The 22,290-nt window shown below is 66.8% G+C and carries 10 protein-coding genes; 3 read left to right on the top strand and 7 right to left on the bottom strand.

Annotated features, from left to right (window positions below):
• Positions 1 to 33: 33 nt before the first annotated feature.
• Complete coding sequence (locus RhoFasB10_RS19065) at positions 34 to 906, top strand: LysR family transcriptional regulator (RefSeq protein WP_068429570.1); 873 nt, start codon at positions 34 to 36, stop codon at positions 904 to 906.
• 1 nt (position 907) lies between these two features.
• Here RhoFasB10_RS19065 and RhoFasB10_RS19060 read toward each other — a convergent pair whose 3' ends face one another.
• The 5 genes from RhoFasB10_RS19060 to RhoFasB10_RS19040 form a co-directional block, all read right to left on the bottom strand.
• Positions 908 to 2,134 (bottom strand): glutaminase, encoded by a 1,227-nt coding sequence (locus tag RhoFasB10_RS19060; RefSeq protein WP_068429567.1) that lies wholly within the window; start codon positions 2,132 to 2,134, stop codon positions 908 to 910.
• Positions 2,135 to 2,163: 29 nt separating this feature from the next.
• Complete coding sequence (locus RhoFasB10_RS19055) at positions 2,164 to 2,589, bottom strand: pyridoxamine 5'-phosphate oxidase family protein (RefSeq protein WP_167678035.1); 426 nt, start codon at positions 2,587 to 2,589, stop codon at positions 2,164 to 2,166.
• A 21-nt stretch (positions 2,590 to 2,610) separates the two neighbouring features.
• Positions 2,611 to 3,111, bottom strand: a complete 501-nt coding sequence (locus RhoFasB10_RS19050) for an N-acetyltransferase (RefSeq protein ID WP_206031097.1) — start codon at positions 3,109 to 3,111, stop codon at positions 2,611 to 2,613.
• Between the two features lie 106 nt (positions 3,112 to 3,217).
• Positions 3,218 to 3,889 (bottom strand): SDR family oxidoreductase, encoded by a 672-nt coding sequence (locus RhoFasB10_RS19045; protein WP_167678033.1) that lies wholly within the window; start codon positions 3,887 to 3,889, stop codon positions 3,218 to 3,220.
• Between the two features lie 9 nt (positions 3,890 to 3,898).
• Positions 3,899 to 4,423: a DinB family protein gene (locus RhoFasB10_RS19040; RefSeq protein WP_167678031.1), complete on the bottom strand. Its 525-nt coding sequence runs from the start codon at positions 4,421 to 4,423 to the stop codon at positions 3,899 to 3,901.
• Between the two features lie 119 nt (positions 4,424 to 4,542).
• On the opposite strand from RhoFasB10_RS19040, the gene RhoFasB10_RS19035 reads away from it, so the two are divergent.
• Both RhoFasB10_RS19035 and RhoFasB10_RS19030 read left to right on the top strand, forming a co-directional pair.
• Complete coding sequence (locus RhoFasB10_RS19035) at positions 4,543 to 5,880, top strand: glycogen debranching protein (RefSeq protein ID WP_114330037.1); 1,338 nt, start codon at positions 4,543 to 4,545, stop codon at positions 5,878 to 5,880.
• Positions 5,881 to 5,987: 107 nt separating this feature from the next.
• Positions 5,988 to 6,683: a glycoside hydrolase family 25 protein gene (locus RhoFasB10_RS19030; protein WP_167678029.1), complete on the top strand. Its 696-nt coding sequence runs from the start codon at positions 5,988 to 5,990 to the stop codon at positions 6,681 to 6,683.
• Positions 6,684 to 6,746: 63 nt separating this feature from the next.
• Here the strand turns inward: RhoFasB10_RS19030 and RhoFasB10_RS19025 are convergent, their stop codons facing one another.
• Together RhoFasB10_RS19025 and RhoFasB10_RS19020 are read right to left on the bottom strand one after the other, a co-directional pair.
• Positions 6,747 to 7,679 carry an alpha/beta hydrolase family protein gene (locus RhoFasB10_RS19025; protein WP_068430985.1) on the bottom strand — a complete coding sequence of 311 codons (933 nt, stop codon included), beginning with the start codon at positions 7,677 to 7,679 and terminating at the stop codon, positions 6,747 to 6,749.
• A 47-nt stretch (positions 7,680 to 7,726) separates the two neighbouring features.
• Positions 7,727 to 22,174, bottom strand: coding sequence for an amino acid adenylation domain-containing protein (locus RhoFasB10_RS19020; protein WP_346764429.1), 14,448 nt, complete (start codon positions 22,172 to 22,174; stop codon positions 7,727 to 7,729).
• Positions 22,175 to 22,290: the final 116 nt, after the last annotated feature.

Raw genomic sequence — 22,290 nt, 5'->3', positions numbered from 1 at the left:
TGATCCATCTGTCACAGCGATAGAATCAGCGGCGTGGAACTCCGTCACATCCAATACGCCGTCGCAGTCGCCGAGGAGCAGCATTTCAGCCGCGCCGCCGCCCGACTCCATGTGGCGCAGTCCGCGCTCAGCAGTCAGATCCGCGACCTCGAACGCGAGTTGGGCGTCGAACTGTTTTCCCGAACGAGCCGAAGCGTGACCGTCACCGATGCCGGTCGCGTCTTTCTCGAACGCGCCTACGGCGTTCTGGGGTCGGTGTCGCGCCTGGTCGCCGACGTCTCGCCGTCGACCACCGAGGTACGACGCCTTCGCGTCGGCATGATCGTGCCGCTGACGCGTGTCGACGTCGTGGCAGCGGTCGCGTCGCTGACGGCGTCTCACCCCAACACGGCGGTGTCGTTGCTTCCCAGAGGCAGCGCGATCACGCTCGACGGGGTCTCCGACGGCTCGCTCGACGTGGGGATCGTCGGCCTCGCGCCCGGTCGCACGCACACGGGTCTGACGTCGACGGCCCTGTGGACCGAACCGTTGTCGCTGTTCGTCGCCGCCGAGCACGAATGGGCGCGGAGGCGGTCCGTCAGGCTCGTCGAGTTGGACGGCATGACGATGATCGACCGGCCCGCGGGCAGCGAAGCCCGAATGCAGACCGACTACGCGTTCACACAGTCCTCGGTGCCGAGGGGCACGATCATCGAAGCCGATTCCTCGGACATCGTTGCCGGACTGACCGAATCGGGCCTCGGCGTGACCTTGCTGCCGACGTCGTTGGCGTCGCTGTTCCCGAGGTTGCACAGAATCGACGTGGTCGACGCGCCCACCCGGACGGTGTCCGTCGTCACGAATCCGAGCAACACCACGTCGGTCACCGCGGCGTTCACCGACTACCTGCTTCGGCAGGGGTCCTGACTCAGCGGGGCAGCGGGAACGTACCGTCGCCGAGGTCGGGGTCCGGCAGCACCCCGTCGGGATCGACGAGGACCACATCGCGGCCGTCGAGCTTGATGCGTCGCATCCCCTCGAGGAGCATCCGCCGGCCGACGTCGGAGAAGCGATCGACGCGGGAGGCGTCGAACACCACCGTGCCGGTACCGGTGTCGTGGGACAACGCGTCGAGGATGCTCTCCGCACCGCTGAAACGCACCGCACCCTGTATCTCGACGCGCAGTTCACCCGACGTGTCGGACATGCTTCGCAGCGCCGACGATCCGTAAGGCTCGGCCGCCATGAGGTGCATGCCCATGTCGTCGGACAATCTCTCGAAGACCTTCACGCCGCGAACACTGTTGCCGTGCTTGTCCAGTCGCGGTGACATGACGCCGATGCCCACCTGGCCGGGCAGTGCACCCAGAAGACCGCCTGCGACACCGCTTTTCGCAGGGATGCCGACGGTCGTCAACCAGTGGCCCGCGGCGTCGTACATGCCTGCGCCGGCCATCACCGACAGTACTTGTCGCGCAACGGCTCTGGAGACGATGCGTTCTTCGGTTCCGGGCCGCACTCCCCCGGCGGCGAGCGTCGCACCCATGACCGCGAGATCGCGCACGGTCACGTTGATCGAGCACTGCGTCGTGTAGCCCTCGACCACGGCGTGGGCAGTGTCGGAGAGAATTTCGTAGTTACGCAGCATGTGCGCGATGGCGAGGTTTCGGTCTGCGGTGTCCAATTCGGATCGGCAGACCGATTCGTCGACGGACAACTGCCGCCCGGCGAGCGTCGAGAAGAAACTCAGTGCGCGGGATACGCGTTCGTCGACCGAGGCACCCAGAAGGGAGTGCGTCGCAATGGCGCCTGCGTTGATCATCGGGTTCTTCGGTCGACGCGTCCCGCCTTCGAGGGACAGCTCGTTGAAGGCCTCTCCCGACGGCTCGACACCGACGATGGCGGCGACGGCGTCGAACCCGCGGTCGGTCAGTGCGGCCGCGTACGCGAACGGCTTCGAGATGGACTGGATGGAGAACTCGACCTCGTCGTCGCCCACCGAGTGCGTCCGGCCGTCGACGGTGGTGACCGCGATTCCGAAGACGTCGGGATTCGCCTGTGCCAGATCGGGAATGTAGTCGGCGACCTCCCCGTTCGTGTTGTCGGCCAGGCTGTCGAGGACTTCGCGCAGGTAATCGGGAACCGGTGATCTCACGTCGGAAATCTATCAGTGGCGCAGCCGCACTAGATGGCGCCCATATCGGCAGACAGCCAGTGCTCGGGCTTCAGAAAGAACACCGTGCTTTCACCGTGGTCGCTCTTGGCGAACTGCACGTATCCCTCGACCTTCTCGGGCGCCAGGTAGCGTTCGGACACTTCGCGGAGGTACGCGTCCGTTGCCTCCTCCTCGCGAACGACGGGCCCGTCGACGGCGACGTACTTGATCGTGGGTTCGACGCGTTCCACCATGAGGCTGAACCGTCCTGCAGCCCTGATCAATTCGGCCTTCTTCGAGTACTTTCCGGTAAGCACCCACGCTTCACCGCCCGGGCTGTACTGGTACCAGATCGGCACCGTCAGCGGACCTCGATCGTTGCCGGCGAACACCGACAGTGCCGCGATGTGCGGCTCGGACAGAAATTCTTCACGTTCCGATCTCGACAGTGGCATGCAGCAACCATAGGGCGATCGCTACAGGTCGTCGAAGGGTTTCGCGTATCGAAACGCACCGTTCACCGGCCCGTCGGTGAGCTGTAGCGCCTGGAAGTGGCGACCCCACGTCGAATCGGGTGAATCGACACCCACCTCGCATCCGGCCCGGAAACCGAAGCGCGAGTAGTACTCGGGCGAACCGAGCAGCGCGAGCACCCGTTCGTGCAATGCCTCCGATGCTCCGATCAGCGCATACATCAACGCCTGCCCGACGCCTTGTCCCTGGAACTCGGGCAGGACGGCGAGCGGCCCGACGCCGATGGCCTCGGTGTCACCGATGCACCCGAGCGTCCCGATGACGTATCCGACGATCTGCTCCTCCGATACGGCCACCAGTGACAGCTCGGGCAGGTAACCGTCGTCGAACAGCTTTTCGGTGAGGCCCACTTCGATGGGCTCCTCGGAGTCTTTCCGAAACGCTGCGCGGATCACGGCGAGAATCTCGGGACGGTCGGCGGGGCGTTCGCGTCGGACGATCATGGGGGCAAGTATCGCCGTGCTTCTTGCAACACTGCCACTCGTTTACAACAGTCCTGTGCGTTGTGAACGAGCGGGAGTGTTGTAGGAACCCGCCCGGCAACGCCGCCTACCGCGGCCGGATGACGATCTCGGTCGGGTGCGCGTCGGCGGGGGTGTCGACGGCGTTCCGGATCGCCAGCGCGACGGTCTCGGGCTGCAGGAACTTCGAGCCGTCGTAGTCGTCGCCCTCGTGCGCGACGATCGCTCGCTGCATGTCCGTGTCGATGCGCCCTGGGTGAATCGACGTGACCCGAATCGACGGCTCCTCCTGTCGCAGGGCGTCGCCGAACGCGCGCAGCGCGAACTTCGACGCGGCATAGCCACCCCAGCCCGGATTGACGCGCAAGCCGGCGCCGGAGTTCACGAGGACCACGTGGCCTCCCGCGCGTCGCAACGCAGGAAGCAGTGCCTGCGTCAGTGCGACGACGGCGAGGACGTTGCTCTCGTACTGGCGACGCCACTCCTCGATCGAGGATTCGGCGATGGATCCGAGGGACGCGACGCCTGCGTTGTGTACCAGCACGTCGAGCGAGTCGATCTCGCGTGCTGCGCGTGCGACGGCGTCGTGGTCGGTGAGATCGACGGGCCACGGCGTCGCCCCGTGCAGTTCTCGCGTGATGTCGGCCAGCGACTCTTCCGTCCGTCCACCGAGGAACACACCGTGATCGGACGCGAGCTGCCTCGCCACCGCTGCGCCGAGGCCCCGACTCGCGCCCGTCACCAAAGCTGTAAGAGTCACAAACCCAAACTAGTCGAACTGCATCCCCGCCTCGGCAGCCATGGCCGCGGTCGTGTTGCCGCCGTCGAGCGACTCTCTGATGATGTCGGCGTGTCCCGCGTGCTGCGCGATTTCCCGCAGAATGTGCAGCAGCGTGAAACGTGCTGACTGCCAAGCACGTTCGGGCGCCCACGGTGCCGTCGGCAAAGGTACCTGGATGTCGAGATCCATATCGGCGACGGCGGCTTCGGTCGCCTCGGCGACGCGCGCGTACTCGGCGATCAACCCTTCGACGGTCTGGTCGGGGCCCATGACGTACTCGGTGCCCATGCGCGACAGGTCGAACTCGGCGTTCTCGTCCATGTCCGCGATGACCTTCATCCAACCGCGTTCGTTACTGACGACGTGGTTGAGCAGACCGCCGAGAGTCAGTTCGCTGACCGTGGTGCGCTGCCTCGCCTGCTCGTCGGTGATGCCGCGGACGGTGTAGAGGAAGTTCTTGCGCTGGTCGGCGAACATGCGGAGGATGTCGGCCTTCTCACCGGTGAGGGTCATGTCGGGTCCTTTCGTGGCTGGTGAGAACTACTGTAGGTACGATTGCGGACAGATACGGTCCGCTTTCGATTCGGTCTCTCGAAAGGCGGAAAACGGGGACTGGTCGCACACTGGGTCTCATGGCCGACCGCGGATTCACCTCGACACAGCTGGCCGCTCGGGCCGCCTACCTTCTGCGCGGCAACGACCTCGGCACGATGACCAGCGCCGCCCCGCGGCTGTACCCCCACATGTGGAGTTGGGACGCGGCGTTCGTGTCCGTCGGACTCGCACCGCTCAGCGTCGAACGGGCCGTCGTCGAACTCGACACGCTGCTGTCCGCGCAGTGGAAGAACGGGATGATTCCGCACATCGTGTTCGCGAACGGTGTCGACGGCTACTTCCCCGGCCCGGCACGGTGGGAGACGGGACAGCTGGCCGCACATGCGCCGACAGCGCCTCAGACGTCGGGCATCACGCAGCCGCCGGTGCATGCCATCGCCGTCCAACGCATTCTCGATCATTCGCGACGCCACGGTCGGACGACTCGGGCCGTCGCCGAGGAGTTTCTCGACCGTCGCTGGGAGAACCTCGTGCGATGGCATCGCTGGCTCGCCGAGGCGCGCGACATCGAGAACAACGGGCGCATCACCCTCTTCCACGGCTGGGAATCCGGCATGGACAACTCGCCGCGGTGGGACGCGTCGTACCGGAATGTCGTTGCGGGAGCCATGCCTCCGTACCAGCGCGAGGACCACGCCGTCATCACGGACCCGTCGCAGCGCCCGACCAACCACGAATACGACCGGTACATCTGGCTCGTCGAAGAGATGAAACAAGCGGGTTACGACGACGCGGCCCTGGCGGCCACGATGAGCTTCGCGGTCGAGGACGTCTTCGTCAGCGCGGTGTTCGCGATGGCGTGCGACGTGTTGGCGACGATCGGCGAGGAACATTCGAAACCGAATTCCGATGTCCGTGAACTCCGCGCGTGGTCCGAACGGTTCGGGAAGGGCGTCATCGCGACGACGGATGCCCGCTCCGGTGCAGCCCGGGACTACGACGTGCGCGCGAACCGGTGGATCACCACCGACACCATCGCCATGTTCGCACCGCTGCTGTGCGGTGGGTTGCCGCGGGAACAGGAACGGACGCTGCTGCGGACGTTCGAAGGCACCCGCTTCTGTGGACACCCCGACCTGCGATACGCCGTTCCGCCGTCGACGTCACCGGTGTCGAGGGACTTCCGTCCACGCGAGTACTGGCGCGGGCCGGTGTGGCCCGTCATCACGTGGCTCTTCTCGTGGGCGTTCGCGCGGCGAGGGTGGGCCGAACGGTCACTGTCCTTGCGCGAGGAGGGGTTGCGTCAGGCCAGTGACGGCAGCTTCGCCGAGTACTACGAACCGTTCACCGGTGAGCCGCTCGGGAGTATGCAGCAGTCGTGGACGGCGGCGGCGGTATTGGACTGGCTCGGCTAGCGCACGTGCGTGCGAATGTATAGCGAGCTGTACATTCGCGCGCACGAGGTCTGTGACGACTCACCATTGAACCGTCGCTGCCGGCTACCTACCGTCAGCGAGTGGCCATGAAACGCAGTGTTGCGACAGTCGTTCTTGCCAGTGCGCTCGTGTGCGCGATGCCTGCGGTGGCGTCGGCGAATCCACAGGGGCCCGATGTGTCGTCGTGGCAACACATCGACGGCACCACGATCGACTGGTTCGCGGTGCGCGAATCGGGCCACGACTTCGCGATGGTCAAGGCCACCGAGGGTCTGAACTACGTCAACCCGTACTTCGTGCAGGACTGCGTCGTCATGCGGGTCGCGGGTGTTGCTCGCGGCGCGTATCACTACGCGGACGTCCGGGAATCACCCGAACTGCAGGCGGCGTACTACTCGACGGTCGTCCTCGGCATCAACGGACCGGGTGATCTGCCGCCCGTCCTGGATCTCGAACAGTCGCATGGTCTTTCGCCGGCACAACTGATCGACTGGACACACCGCTACCTGAACACGGTGCAAGCGCTGACCGGACGCCAGCCGATCATCTACACCTATCCGAACTTCTGGCGGACGGCGATGGCCGACACTCACGAGTTCAACCACTATCCCCTGTGGATCGCGGACTACAACGACACGCTCGGTCCGCTTCCGGGTGGGTGGACGCAGTGGATGTTCTGGCAGTTCACCGACAACGGTCGCATCCCGGGCATCGAGGCGCCGACCGACATCAACAACTACAGCGGGTCCGGCGGCGATCTCCGGCGGTTGGCGCGCTGGTAGGGGCCTTCGGCCCATGTGCACGAAAATACATACCCCACTATGTATTTTCGTGCACGTGCGCCGTCAGGCGCCCAACGCCCTCGCCAGCGTCGGCCACGACGCCCGCAGCGCATCCTGCCAGTACATCCACGAGTGCGTGCCCGGGAACCCGAGGTCGAAGTCGGCGGGGATGCCCAGGTCGTCGAGACGCTGCTGCAGCCGCATCGCGCAGCTGTTCGTGATGGCCTCGATCGCGCCGCCGACGACGATCTGATCGGGTAGCGGAGGCGATCCCGCCGGCCGGACGACGCCCGGCACCTCGTACGGCCCCGGCAACCCGGTCGCGTTGGAGACGAACAGCTCGAGTCCGCGAAGCTTCTCGGCGTTGACGTACGGATCGTGCTCGACCCAGCGCGGGTCTCCGTCGGGACCCCACATGTTGTCGGTGTTGCCGCGGCCGCGCGCTTCGACCAGCAGTCGAACGAAGTTGCGTGCCACAGGATCCGACGTCTGCGCACACCCGCTGTACGACGCCACTCCTCGATACAGGCCGGGAGCCTGAATCGCGAGATCGAGCACCGATCCGGCCGACATGGACAGTCCACCGATTGCGTTGACGCCGTTGGCATCCAGTGCGTCGTCGAGTACGGGCGGGAGCTCCTGCGTCAGGAAGGTCTGCCATTTGTTGCGGCCGAGCACCGGGTCGTCGTGCTGCCAGTCGGTGTAGTACGACAGATAGCCGCCGACGGGGATGACCACGTTGACGTTCTTGTCTCCGAAGAACTGAGACATGTCCGTCTGCCGCAACCAGTTCGCGCCGTCCTCGCCGCCGCCTGCACCGTTGAGCATGTACAGCGTCGGCCGCGGTGCGGACGTGTCTGCGGGACGAAGCACCTGCAGCTGGATGACGCGATCCATCGACGGCGAGTAGACGAAGACGTCCCAGCGGCGATCGTCCTTCTTGTCGATACGGTCCACCGAGCTGGGCGGATCGGCGACGGCAACAGCCGTCGGCATCAGCAGAAACAGAGCCAGAACCCCGAGGACCGCGCGGCGTAACCAGATCACCGCCCACCACCTCGGGACAGCCGCCGCGCAACCACCGGGCCGTAGGTCTTGACGGCAGGCGCGGACATCATCTGCCAATGCGAGTGTGCGACGGACACATTCGTGATTTCACCGCGGACGTAGGGATGCCACGTGGCGACACCCGACCGATCTTCCATCCCTGCCGCGACGTAGAGGACGTCGCCGTCGTACACACGTGGACGATGGCGCACCGCCAGATCGTGATTGTGCAGTGCCGCGGCGAGAAGCCGTTCGGCGTCTGAGGTCTCGATGATTCCGGACCCGCCGAGCAATGTCGGCAGAGTGTCGAGCGCGACGACTTGATTCTCGACGCCGGGCAACGACAGTCCCACCGCGTCGAGCAGATCCGACGCCGGAATCTCGGCGTTCCAGACGTCCTCGGGTTGCATGGCGTGGCTGTCGAGCAGAGTCAGCGACGCCACGTCCTTGCCTGCGTCGCGGAGTTGCACGGCCATCTCGTGCGCGATCGTGCCGCCGAGCGACCAGCCCAGCAGGTGGTACGGCCCGTCGGGTGCGATCTTCTCGATCTCCTCGATGTAGCGGCGCGCCACACCGCCGAGAGAATCGGGTAAGTCGGCGGGACCGGGCGTCTGCAGGCCGTAGATCGGGCCGTCCGTGTATCGATCCAATCCGGTGTAGCACCACGACAATCCGACGATCGGATGGATGCAGAACAGCGGCGCGGACGTTCCCTCCGTACGTATGGGGAACACGATGTCGTAGGACGAGCCCGCCGACCCCTCTGAATCGAGCAGAGCCGCAATCGATTCGGGCGTCGGTTCGGTCAACAGCGCCTGCAGCGACAACACCGTCCCGGTGTTCTCTCGAATGGCCGAGACGACGCGCATCGCCGTCAGCGACGTCCCGCCGAGGGCGAAGAAGTCGTCGTCGATGCCAACCTTGTTCATATCGAGTACCTCCGCGAATACACGTGTGACGATCTCTTGGGATTCTGTGGTGGGCGGTGTGTAGCTCCGCTCGGCGTGATTCGGAGCGGGGAGCCGTGCCGTGTCCAACTTGCCTGTCGGTGTCCGCGGCACCGCGTCGAGAACGACGACAGCCGACGGAATCATGTAGCTCGGCAACATTTTTCGAAGATGGGCACGCGCGTCGTCGGGACTGCCGAGTACGTAGGAGACGAGAATCGTCTCCCCCGACGGGCCGGGTCGGCCGATCGTGACGGCGAAGTCGACGTCGGGATGCGTCGACAGTGCCGCGTCGATCTCCCCCAGTTCGATGCGGAAGCCGCGTACCTTCACCTGGGAGTCACCGCGGCCGCTGTAGCGCAGACGGCCGCCGGGGGTCCACCGCACGATGTCGCCGGTGCGATACATCCGGCCCGCTCCGAACGGGTTCGCGACGAAACGCGTCGACGTCAGGCCTTCTCGCCCGTGGTAGCCGCGCGCCACCGCGGGCCCTGCGACGTACAGCTCACCGGGAACGCCGACCGGCGCCGGGTGCAGGCGGGAATCCAGTACGACTGCCTCGAAACCTGTTATGGGTGCACCGATGTCGACCGGCGCGCCGACGTCGACTGCGCCGAGTGTCGAGATGTCGGTGGCCTCGGTCGGTCCGTATCCGTTGAGCATGAGCCGCCCCGGTGCCCAGCGCGCGACCAACTCGGGACTGCACGCCTCACCTCCGACGCAGACGACGCGCAGCGTCTCGAGGCCGTCCGGGTCGAGTGTCGACAGCGCGGACGGTGTCATCAGCGCATGGGTGACGCCCTCGGATCGGATCAGGTCGCCCAGTTCGTCACCACCCAGAATCTCCGGCGGAGACACGACGAGCGTGGCCGACGCGGACAGCGCCGACACCATCTCACCGACGGCCATGTCGAAGCTCGGGGACGCCGCGTGCAGGAACCGCGACTCGGCCGTCACGCGATGCAGATCACGCCGTGCTGCAGCGAGATTCGCCAGACCGCGATGGGGGACGACGACTCCCTTCGGCAGCCCGGTCGAGCCGGACGTGTAGATGACGTACGCGGCGGAATCGAGCCTTACGACCCCGGCGAGTTCGTCCGCGCCCAGCGGTTCGGCGGACGCTCCATCCTGATCGGCGACGGTGTCCGCGTCATCGAGTTCGAGCCACGTGATCCCGTCGGGCAGAGACGATCTGTGCGCGGCGAGCGTGATCCCCATCGCCGCTCCGGAATCGGACACCATGTGCGCCACTCGGTCTCGCGGATAGGTGGGATCGACGGGCAGATAGGCCGCTCCCGTCTTCGTCACCGCCCACACTGCCGCCACCGACTCCCACGACCGCGGAAGACCGAGTGCGACGACGGTGTCCGGCCCGATTCCGTACCCGAGAAGCACCCGAGCCAGCCTGTTCGACGCCTCGTCCGCCTCACGGTAGGTGTGTCCGTGACCGTTCCACCGGACGGCGATGCCGTTCGGGTTGGCCATGACGGCCGTGTCGATCAGCTGCGAGAGCGTCTGTGGCCGAACCGCATTCGCGCCGTGTACCGGCGTCGACGCCGCTCGCTCGGCCGCGGACAGCAACTCGATGTCGCCCACCGCCCGACTCGGATCCTGCATCGCCGCAGTCACGATCACACCGAACATCGATGCGAACCGCCTCGCGGTGGCCGCGTCGAACAGGTCGGTGCTGTAGCGCAGCGATCCGTGGATGCCGTCGGCCACGTCTGTGAGGGTGAGTGCCAGATCGAATCGCGTGACGGATGACTCGTACGGAAACTCCGACACGGTCAGACCCGGCAACTCCAGCGTGGACGGCCGCTGCGGTTCGTACGCGAGCAACGCCTGGAACAACGGCGCGTGCGACGTCGACCTCGTGGGCGCGATCGCCTGAACGACCTGTTCGAACGGAATGTCACTGTGCGCCAACGCGTCCAGACTCGTCTCGCGTACCCGTCGCACCAAGTCCTCGAAGCTCTCGCCGGCGCGGTACTCGGTCCGGAGCACGAGCGTCCCGACGAACATGCCGACCACGTCGTCGAGTGTCCCGGCGCCGCGGCCCGACACGGTGGTACCGACGGCGATGTCCGTCGTTCCCGACAGCCGCGCAAGCAGGACCGCGTACGCGGCATTCATGACCATGAACACCGAGGCACCGCAGCGCAGTGCGAGCGATCGGACGGCCACCGCCTCGTCTCGTGAGAGGTCGAATCCGACCTCCGCACCGCGCTGCGACGCCACCGCCGGACGCGGCCTGTCGGTGGGGAGTTCGAGCAGGTCGGGCAGCCCGTCGAGCGTGCGACGCCAGTAGCCGAGCTGCTGTGACGCGACCGAGTCCGGATCGTCGGTGGATCCGAGTACCGTGCGCTGCCAGACCGCGAAATCGGCGTACTGCACGGGAAGCGGATCCCATCCGGGTGAAGTTCCCTGCAGCCGAGCCGAATACGCGGTGACGACGTCCCGAGCCAGTGGCGCCATCGACATGCCGTCGGCCGCGATGTGGTGCACGACGAGGACGAGCACATAGCGGTCGACGCCGGTCCGCAGCAGAGCGCCGCGGATCGGAACAGCCGCGGTGACGTCGAAGCCGCGACCGAGAACATCGGTCACGGCGGCGAGTACGTTCTTCTCCTCCACCTCGGCAACGCGCAGATCCAGGCCGACATCGGCCGCGTCCACGATCACCTGCTCGGGCTCGTCGGCGACCGGGTACAGCGTGCGCAGCGACTCGTGCCGCTCGAGAACGTCGTGTACGGCCAGGCGTAGCGCATCGGCGTCGAGCTCTCCGGTGAGTCGTACCGCGAACGCGATGTTGTACGCCGGGCTTTCCGGCGCAGCCTGGTTCAGCAACCACATGCGAGTCTGGGCGGCCGACAACGGGATTCGGTCCGGACGATCGGCGGCGACCAACCGCGGCAGCGACGACCGCTCCGCACCGTCGACCCGCGCCGCGAGCCCGGCGACGGTCGATGCTTCGAACAGAGCGCGTACCGCGAGTGCGGTCCCGGCTTCCTCGTTGATGCGGGCGATCACACGCGTCGCGACGAGCGACGTGCCGCCGAGGTCGAAGAAGTCGTCGTGGGCGCCGATGCGGTCCACCGCGAAGACCGTCCCGAACACGTCGGCAACCAGAATCTCGCTGTTCGTGCGCGGTGCGACGTAGACGGCGCCTACAAAGACAGGTCGCGGCAACGCCTTTCGATCGATCTTGCCCGCCGCCGTCACCGGGATGCGGTCGATCGTGGTGATCGAGCGAGGAACCATGTGCGACGGCAGAGACTGTCGCGCGAAGTCCGTCAGCGCCGCGTCGTCCACGTCCCCACCTGCGGGGACGACGTAGCCGACGACGCTGTCCGCGTGCACCGCCGACACCGCGTGGGCGACGCTCGGATGCCGCGCGAGCACCGCGTCGACCTCAGCGAGTTCGATGCGAAAGCCGCGGACCTTCACCTGGGCGTCCGCCCGGCCCAGGTATTCGAGGCGGTCCCCGACGACGCGCACCCGATCGCCGGTGCGATACAGCCGCTCACCACCGGGCCCGGCGACGAACGACGCTGCCGTCAGTGCCGGGTTGCCGTGGTACCCGCGGGCGAGTGCGTCACCGGCCACGTACAGCTCGCCCACGACCCCGAGGCCGACGGGATGCAGTCGCGCATCGAGTACGTAGGCGTCGATCCCGCGGGTCGGTCCGCCGATACGAACCGGTGTGTCGGCGTCGAGCGGGCCTTCCAGGGTGGCGACGATCGTGCACTCCGTCGGCCCGTAGGCGTTGAACAGCGAGACGCGGTCGGCCCAGGTCCGCACCAGCTCGGGACTGCACACGTCGCCGCCGACGAGGAGTACCCGTAGCTCGGGAAGTGCGTCCGGATCGACCGTGGCGGCGGCCGCAGGCGTCAGGAACGCGTGCGTGACGCCGTGCATCGCAGCCGTGAGCTCCGCGCCACCGTAGACGTCGGGGTCGACGATCGTCATCGTGCCCCCGGCGCCGACGGCCATCAGCAGCTCGAGAATCGAGGCATCGAAGCTCGGTGACGCGAAATGAAGCGTGCGACTGCGCGGATCGAGTCCGAAGCGTTCGACGAACTCGGCCGTCAGATGCGCCAGGCCCGCGTGTGTGACGGCAACACCTTTCGGCACGCCCGTCGAACCGGACGTGTAGATGACGTACGCGCGATGTTCGGGCCTCAGCGGCAGCAGGCGGTCTCTATCGGTTATCGGTGCCGTGGAACCGTCGGGGAGATCGCCCGGGTCGATCCATTCGATGCCCCCGAGCCGGACCGTGTCGGAGATACCCAGCACCGCTTCGGAATCGGTGATCATGTGCTCGATCCGGTCCGCCGGATAGCGCGGGTCGACGGGCACGAACGCGGCACCGGTCTTCGCGACGGCCCACACCATGGCGATCGACTGAACGCTCCGAGAGAGAGCGACGACGACCGACGTCTCCGGTCCTGCGCCGCGGGCGATCAGTTGTCGAGCCACGGAGTTCGAGACTGCGTCGAGTTCGTCGTAGCTGCAGACTCTTTCATCGTGAAGCAGAGCTACATCTCCGGCTTTCAGCGCTCCAGCCATGATGTCCGGCAGGGTTCGTCGCGCGGCGACCGGCCGGCCGCGCCGCACCGACGGGCAGCTCGCCGGAATGTCCCCGACCACCGTCGCCGGATCTGCGAGCACCGCCGTCAGAATGCGCACGAACTGCTCGGCGAATCTTTCGACGGTACTGCGGTCGAAGAGATCGGTTGCGTACGTGAGAGTTCCGTCGTACGTACTGGAGTCGAGACCGAACTGCAGATCGAACTTTGCGATCGGTGCAACGCCGGTCAACGGGGTGACGGTCAGATCCGGCAGTTCGACGGCCGGGGCAGGCTCGTCGAGCGACAGCATCACCTGGAAGAGCGGATGGTGCGCGGTGGAACGTGCGGGAGCGAGGAGTTCGACGAGGCGGTCGAACGGCACGTCGGCATGCGCGTAGGCGGCGAGGTCACGGTCCCGGACCTGCTGGAGAACCTCGGTGAAGCTCGACGCCGAGTCCACGAAGGCCCGTAGTGCCAACGTGCCGACGAACATTCCGACCAGATCGTCGAGCGCCTGCTCACCGCGGCCTGCGACCGGGGTACCGATCGTGATGTCCCGCTCCCCCGACAACTGTGCGAGCAGAACCGCGAGTGCCGCGTGCAGCACCATGAACGGGGTCGTTCCGGTGCGCGCGGCGAGGTCGGCGACGGATGTGCGGACGTCGTCGGGGATTGCGAACGACACCGAGTCTCCGCGATACGAGAAAAGCTGCGGCGCAGGGTGATCTGTCGGCAACGCAAGCCGGTGCGGAACACCGTCGAGTTCTCGCGTCCAGAATTCGATCTGACGTGACGCCACCGACTCCGGATCGTCCTCCGCTCCGAGCTTGTCCAGCATCCACAGCGCATAGTCGGCGTACTCTACGGGCAGGGCGCTCCACGACGGAGCGACACCCTGCGCGCGAGAGGTGTACGCCAGCATCACGTCTCGCGCCAACGGCCGCATCGACCAGCCGTCGGCCGCTATGTGATGCGTGACAACGAGCAGGACATGCTCGGTCGCGGACAGACGGAACACCGTAGCGCGCAATGGCGGCCGATCCGTGACGTCGAACCCGCGGCCCGCGGCGGTCAGCAGCGCGGCGGTCAGGCGGTCCGCGGTGGTGTCGACGACCGGAACATCGAGTGCGACATCGTCGAGTATCACCTGGCGTGGGCCCGTCGGCGAATCCGGATAGAAGGTGCGCAGGGGGTGGTGTCGTGCGACGACGTCCGCGACGGCCTGGGTGAGTGCGCCGACATCCACGATGCCGTCGAGCCGGACCGCGCCTGCGATGTTGTAGGCGGGCGACGACGGATCGAACCGGTTCAGCAGCCACATGCGATGCTGGTTCGGCGCGAGCGGAATGGTCGACGGTCTCGGGCCGGCAACGAGAGTCGTGCTTGCCGAACCGATCTCGACTCTGGAAGCCAGACCACGCACCGTCGGATCGTCGAACAGATCACGTACGCTCAGGGAGCCGCCGAGGTCGGAGTTGATGCGTGCGATCACCTGTGTCGCGGTCAGCGAGTTCCCCCCGAGTTCGAACCAACTCGTCGTGGCACCGACGTCGACTGCCTCGAGCACATCGGAGAAGATCTGCGCCACGGCAACTTCCACGTCACCGGCGGGTGGCTCGAAAACAACAGGTGACGCGGACGGTTCCGGTAGTGCCGAACGGTCCAGCTTGCCGTTGCGCCCGAGGGGCATGCGGTCCATTTCGACGAAGACCGTCGGCACCATGTACGCGGGCAGTTCCGACTCGACATGTGCGCGGATCGTGTCGACGTCGGCAGTTCCACAGACGTACGCGACGAGGCGTTCCTTCGTTCCTTCGCCGTACACCGTCGCAACGGTCGACGCGACGCCGGGCGTCCCCAGGATCGATGCTTCTATCTCACCGAGCTCGAGACGCTGCCCGCGCAATTTCACCTGGAAGTCGTTGCGGCCCAGATACTCCAGCTCTCCGCCCGGCGTCCACCGCACCAGATCCCCGGTGCGGTACATGCGGCTGCCGACCGCGAACGGGTCCGCGACGAAACGATCCGACGTCAGCGCGCTGCGTGTCACGTATCCCCGAGCGAGCTGCACACCCGACAGATAGAGCTCGCCGACGGCGCCGATCGGGGCCGTGCGCAGCGCCGAATCGAGTACGCGCACGCCGGTGTTCCACACCGGCACGCCGATCGGAACGGCACCGTCGCCGTCTGCGTCGGTGCGGTGGTAGGTGACGTCGACGGCGGCCTCGGTGGGCCCGTACAGGTTGTGCAGCTCGGTGGTCAGCGCTGCATGGATGCGCTGGACCGTCGAGCGAGGAAGGGCTTCGCCGCTCGCGAAGATCTGCCGCAGCGAGCCGCACGCGTCGAGATCTCCGTGAGCGAGGAACAGATCGAGCATCGACGGCACGAAATGCGTTGTCGTGACGGCCTGCTCGTGGATCAGGCTGGAGAGGTACTTGGGGTCGCGATGACCACCGGGTTCGGCGATGACGGTCCGAGCGCCGATCATGTGCGGCCAGAACAGCTCCCACACGGACACGTCGAACGTCGTCGGGGTCTTGTGCAGGACGACGTCGGACGCGTCCATCGGGTAGGTGTCCTGCATCCACACCAGTCGGTTCACGATGGATCGATGCGATACCGCGACGCCTTTCGGCCCTCCGGTCGAGCCCGACGTGAAGATGACGTACGCGGTGTTGTCGGCGCGCAGCGGCGTAGGGCGCTCGCGGTCGAGAATTGGACCGGTGTCGAACGACGACAGGTCGAGCGTCCTCGGATCGATGACCGGCACGGCACTCTCGATCTGCGTCCCCAGGACGAGCGTCGGCGCGGCGGTGGCAATCATGTGCGCGAGCCGAGCCGCAGGCAGTGCCGGGTCGAGCGGGAGATAGGCGCCTCCCGTATGCACGATCGCGTGGATAGCGACGAGCTGGTCGATCGATCGCGGCAGCGACACGGCGACGACGCTTTCCGGCCCGATCCCGCGCGAGATCAGGAAGCGCGCCATGCACCGCACGCGGGCGGCGAAGTTGCCGTACGTCAGCGACCGGCCGTCGGACACCACGCACGTGCTGTCCGCGTGCGTCGACGCCGGTTCGCGCAGTAGATCGAGCAGTGTCGTCGGTGCCACCTCCCGCCTGGTGTCGATCCACCGATCGGTGACGGCGAGTCGCTCCTCCTCGCCGAGGACGTCGATGTCGACGACGCGACCCTCGGGAGCGTCGATCATCGCGGCCATGACGCGTTCGAGTCGCTGCGCGATCGTCGTGACCTCGCCGTGAGAGAACGCGTCGGGCGAGTACCGCAGCGTCATGGCCGGTGTCGGTTCCAGCACCGTGACGAGGGTCAGGGGGTAGTGCGTCGAGTCGGCGACGTCGATGCCGAGCACGCGCATGCCGCCGATGTCGGTGGCGTCGCCGAGCGCGTTGTGGTCGACGGGGTACGACTCGAACACCGTCAGCGTGTCGAACATCGCGCCCGGTCCCGCGGCTGCCTGTATCTCGGCCAGCCCGACGTGGTGGACATCGAGCAGGTCTGCCTGATCCTGCTGGATGCGGGTCAGCAGTGTCCGTGCGGTGTCCGCGACCTCGGTGCGCACCCGGACCGGCAACGTGTTGATGAACAGTCCGAGAGTGTCCGTCGCGCCGGCCAGTTCGGCGGGACGACCGGAGACCGTCGCGCCGAAGACGACGTCGCGTCGAGAGAGCACCGCGGACAGTACGATCGACCAGGCCACCTGCACGACGGTGTTGATCGTGACGCCCAGGCTGCGTGCCAGGTCGTCGAGTGCGGGGCCGTCGAGTCGCACCGGAACGTCCTGAGGCAGAACGGTCGTGCCCGTGAATCGGTCGGCCACCAGGGTCGGTTCGGTCGAGCCCGACAGCACGTCCGTCCACCGCGTAAGCGCCGCGGCACCGTCGCGTCGGGACAGCCACGCCAGGTAGTCGCGGTAGGACGGAGCGGGCGTCGGGATCGGACCGTCGGCCGCGTACAGCACCAGCAGATCCCGGACGAAGATGGGCATCGACCAACCGTCGAACAGGATGTGGTGATTGGTGACGACGAGGTGCGTTCGCTCCCCGCTGCGCACGACGGCGAATCGGACGAGCGGGCCCGTGGCCAGGTCGAACGGCTGCGAACGTATCCGGGCGACGGCGTCACCGAGGTCGTCGGCCTCGATCTCGGACCACGGCACGTCGTGGTGGTGATGCACGATCTGCACGGGGCGTCCGTGAGCGTCGGAGTCGAACGACACGCGCAGCGCGGCGTGACGGTCCAGCAGGCGGCCGGCAGCGCGGCGCAGCCGTGCGGTGTCGACGTCGCCGCCGAGTGCGAAGACGATCTGCGCGGTGTACGGATCCACCCCGCCGCGCGTCAGGTCGGCGTGGAACAGCAGTCCGCGCTGCAGCGGTGACAGTGGCCAAGCATCGTCGAGCGTACCGAAGCGACTCTCCCACAGCTCGATTCGCTTCTGGTCGACCGAGATCAACGACATGTCCGACGGCGTGAGCCCGCCCGCGTCCGGAGCGGACGCGCGGTCGGCCATCCGGGCGATCGAGCGGTGCCACAGTTCACCGAGCGCGTCGGCATCGACGAGGTCTACGGCATATCCGATGCGCGCCTGCAGAACTCCGTCGACGACGGCGAGGTCGATCTCGACGGCGAACTCCTGGGCCAGGTCGCGTCCGCTGTCGGACCCCACGGTTCTCGCGAGATCCGGAATCCAACCCTGGCCGGCCAGAGCGTCGGGAATGCGGGTGGAGAGGCGTCCGAGGTAGTTGACGGAAATCTGCGGGCGCGGCAGGTCGTCGAAGGCGCCGGACGCCGCGAGCACACCGTATGCGGGACCGCGGCTCGGTACCGAGCGGATCTGTTCCTTGATGGACTTCGCGACGACATCGACGTCGGCGTTCGGTACGTCGAGACGCACCGGATAGGTCGTGGTGAACCAGCCGACCGTCCGGGTGAGATCCGACCCCGGTATCGAATCCTCGTCCCGTCCATGGCTTTCGAGCTGCAGAAGCAATGACGGGGACGACTGCCAGCGCGAGAGCGCCATCGCCAGCGTCGTCAGCAGCACGTCGTCGGCGCTCATCCGGTAGGTGGTGGCGGCGTTGCCGAGAAGCTTCTCGGTGAGGTCGGCTTCGACGGTCAGTTCGCTGTGCGCGGAAGAGATTCGTGTGTTCACCGAGTCGAACGGACCGGACGGACCGTCGAGAATGGCTCTCCACGAATCGGTTTCGGCGACGACTTCGAGATCCTGCACCGCGTGCGACCACCGTCGCGTCGAGGTCTCGACGGGCGGCAGCACGATCGACCCGGCACGCTGCGACCATGCCGTCGCGAGATCGGGAACCAGGATGCGCCAGGAGACACCGTCGACGACGAAGTGGTGGGCGACGAGCACGATGCGATCCGCGTCCGTCAGGCGTACCACCTGCAGCACGACTCCGTCGCGCGGACGCAACCGCTCGCCTGCGCGTCGAACGACTGCGTCGAGGTCACCCGTATCGGTCGAAACCAGTTTCGCCGCAACGGTAGTGCCTACCGGGTCGACGACGAGTTCGTCACCGACGAGGCGAGCGCGCAGCATGTCGTGATGGTCGACGACGGCGGCGACTGTGCGCACGAGATCGTCGTCGGTCAGGTCCGGTGGCGATGTCAGCACGAGCGCCTGGAAGAAGTAGTCGATGTCGGACGGCCGCGACGTGCGCGCCAGCACGCTGCGGGCGATCGGGAGCAGCGGCATCGACCCGACGCCACCACCGGGTAGTTCGTCGAGTCGCACGCGGTCGGCCACGGACGTCGCGACGCGTGCGAGGCCGGCAACCGTGCGCTGCTCGAACACGTCGCGAGGGGTGAATGCGATTCCCGACGCCTTGGCCCGCGAAACCAGTTGGATCGCGACGATGCTGTCGCCGCCGAGGGTGAAGAACGAGTCGTCGATGCCGACGGCGTCACGCCCGAGTACCTCGGCCATCGCGTCGGCGATGATCTGTTCGGTCTCGTCGGTCGGGGCACGGTGGGGCGTGGCCTCGTCGTGGTCCCGGGGGTCGGGCAGTGCGGACCGGTCGACCTTGCCGGACGGTGTGAGAGGCACCGACGTCAACTCGACGATGTGGACCGGAACCATCTGCGACGGCAGGAAATCCGATGCGAGCGCATGCAGCGATGCGGCATCGAACTCGTGGTCCGGCTTGATCTTGACGTACGACACGAGCTGTGACCGGTCACCCCGCTCGAGAACAGCGGACACGACGAAGTCCGTGGACTGATGCCACGACAGCACGGCATCGACCTCGCCGAGTTCGATTCGGAGACCGTGCAATTGAACCTGGAAGTCACTGCGTCCGACGAACTCGAGCTCGGCGTCGGCGGGATCGTGCCCGCGCCAGCGCACGATGTCACCGGTCCGGTACAGCCGAGTGCCGCTGCCGTGCGGGTCGGCGACGAAACGGTCGGCGGTGACGCCCGCGCGATGCAGATAGCCGCGGGCGAGACCAGGCCCGCCGACGTACAGTTCGCCGGCGATGCCGAGCGGAACCGGTCGCAGCCACCGATCGAGAACGAGCGCGGATGCGCCCTGCAGCGGGGTGCCGATGGTGACGGCCCGCGGATCGGTCAGCGGCGGCGTCATCGTGATGACGATGGTCGATTCGGTGGGGCCGTAGCTGTTGTGCAGAACGGCGCGGCCGCGAAGCCGCTCCACGAGGTCGGGCGGGCAGGAATCTCCGCCCACGACAACGTGTTCCAACGATTCGACGGCACCGACGTCCACCGTCGACAACAATGCGGGGGCCGTGATGACGTGCGTGACGCGCTGCTCGTTCAGCAGGTCGGTCAGGTCTGCGCCGCCGTGGACGTCGGGCGGTGCGATGACCATCGTCGCGCCCGCACCGAACGCGGCGATCATCTCGAACAGGGACGCGTCGAAACTCGACGACGAGAACCGCAGCACACGCGCCGACGGGGTGAGTTCGAGTTCGGGCCGCTCCCGCGCCGTGAACGTCGTCAGTGCGGCGTGCGTGACCGCGACTCCCTTGGGTGTCCCCGTCGAACCGGACGTGTAGATGACGTACGCCGTGTTGTCCGGACGCAGCGGGCTGCGGCGGTCGTCGGACGTGATCGGCGCATCCGACCTGTCGGCGATCTCGGACTGGAACGACGGGTCGTCGAGGGAAAGCCAGTGCACCCGGTCCGGCAGGGTATCTGCGACGGCGAGCGTACTGAGTCCGACGAGCGCGCCCGAGTCGGTGACCATGTGTGCGATGCGTTCGGGCGGGTACGACGGGTCGACGGGCACGAACGCGGCGCCGGTCGCGGCGACGGCCCAGAACGCCGTCACCGAGTCGATGCCGCGCGGAAACGCGACGGCGACGACGGTCTCCAGTCCCGCGCCGCGGGCGATGAGAGCTCGCGCGATCGCGTTGCTGCGGCGTGCCAGCTCGCGGTACGTGACGTGCCGTTCGCCCTCGATCAGTGCCGTGCCGTCGGGGTGGGTGGTCGGACCGCAGGCGAGAATGTCCGGGAGCAGTGCAGGCGTCGCGACGCCTGGGCCGCGCGCCGGAACGAGCAGGCGGGCCTCGTCGTCGTGCAGAATCTCGAGGTCGTGCACCGCCGCGGCCGGATCCGCGTCGAGGAAACGACCCAGCATTCCCAGGAAGCGCCGGTAGAGGCCGTCGAACATGTCCTGCGTGTAGATGTTCGGGTTGGCCTCGAAGTCGATGCGCGAGCTGCCCGACGGGCCTGCCGGGTAGATGTTCACCGACAAGTCCTCGACGGGTCCGGTGGACAGAATGTTGAATTCACCGATTCGAGAGCCGAATCGGACGTCGCGGTCGTAGGCCATGATGTTGATCGCCGGGCCGAAGAAGCCGCGCTGGTCCTGCGACGAATTTCCCGCTCGCCGAATGTCTTCCGCCCGGTATCGCTGATGCCGCAGTGCTCCCGTGAGTTCGAGCTGCACGGCCGAGACGAGACCGGCAACGGTCGTCGACGCGTCGATGCGGGCCCGAATGGGCAGCACGTTCGAGACCATGCCGCCGGACCGTCGAAGAAGCGCCGTCGTCCGGCCTGCGACAGGCAGACTCAGTACGACGTCGTCCGAGGCCGTCATCCGCGACAGAAACGCGGCCACTGCGGCGACGGCGATCGGTGCGAAGGCGGAATCCAACCGGTCGATGGCACCGGCGAGGGCCTGTTCCATCGCGGCGGGCAGCGGTGCGCCGCAGATCCGCGACCGAGCGGCAGGCGGGGCAACGACACCGGTGATGCTCGGCGGCGACGGCAGGTCGTGCGTCTTGGCCTGCCAGTAGCGTGCGTCCTTGTCGAAGCGCGACGACGCCCGATACTCGTCCTCGGCTCGGTAGACGTCGCGCAGACTGCCCGCCTTCGACGGAATCGGTTCCTCGCCCGCCGAGACGGCCGAATAGATCTCGGCCGTACGGTTCATCAGCTGAACGGCCCCGTACCCGTCGAGCGCGAGGTGGTGGACGTGCGAGTACCAGAAGGTGCGGTCGGGAGCGACTCGAAGGATCGCGGCGTGAACGAGAGGCCCGCGTGTCGGATCGATCGGACGGGAGTAGGTCCGACGCATCCAATCGTGTGCGGCCCGAACTGGGTCGGACTCGCCACCGAAGTCGAGCTGCTCCGCGGCGTCGTCGGCGGCCTCGAGATATTGGTGCGGCTCACCATCGATCTCGACCAGTCGTAGTGATCCCGCACCGAGTTCACGCACGGCGCGACGTACGGCGTACCGCATCGCCTGCTCGTCGACCTCGCCGCGGATGTCGATGAAGTTCGCGATCGTGATCGGTACGTCCGGCATGAGGTGCTGGGCGAACCAGAGGCCACGTTGTGCCGCCGTGAGCGGAAAAGGCTCGGACGTTCCGTCGGCGCGACGATCGACGCTGAATTCACGCAGTTCCAGCGATTCCACAGATTCCACGAGTCGCTCTCTCGAGTTCGGGAGCCCTGCCGATGACGGAGTTCGTCGGGATGAAAGGCAGAACCGCGCTGCCCCGTAACGCCGTCTGCACTCGTGCCTGGAAAGTCCCTGGTCAC

It is taken from the genome of Rhodococcus sp. B10, from assembly GCF_011770055.1.
GTDB classification, from domain to species: Bacteria; Actinomycetota; Actinomycetes; order Mycobacteriales; family Mycobacteriaceae; genus Rhodococcoides; species Rhodococcoides kyotonensis_B.
This window is presented reverse-complemented; position numbering and strand designations above follow the sequence as displayed.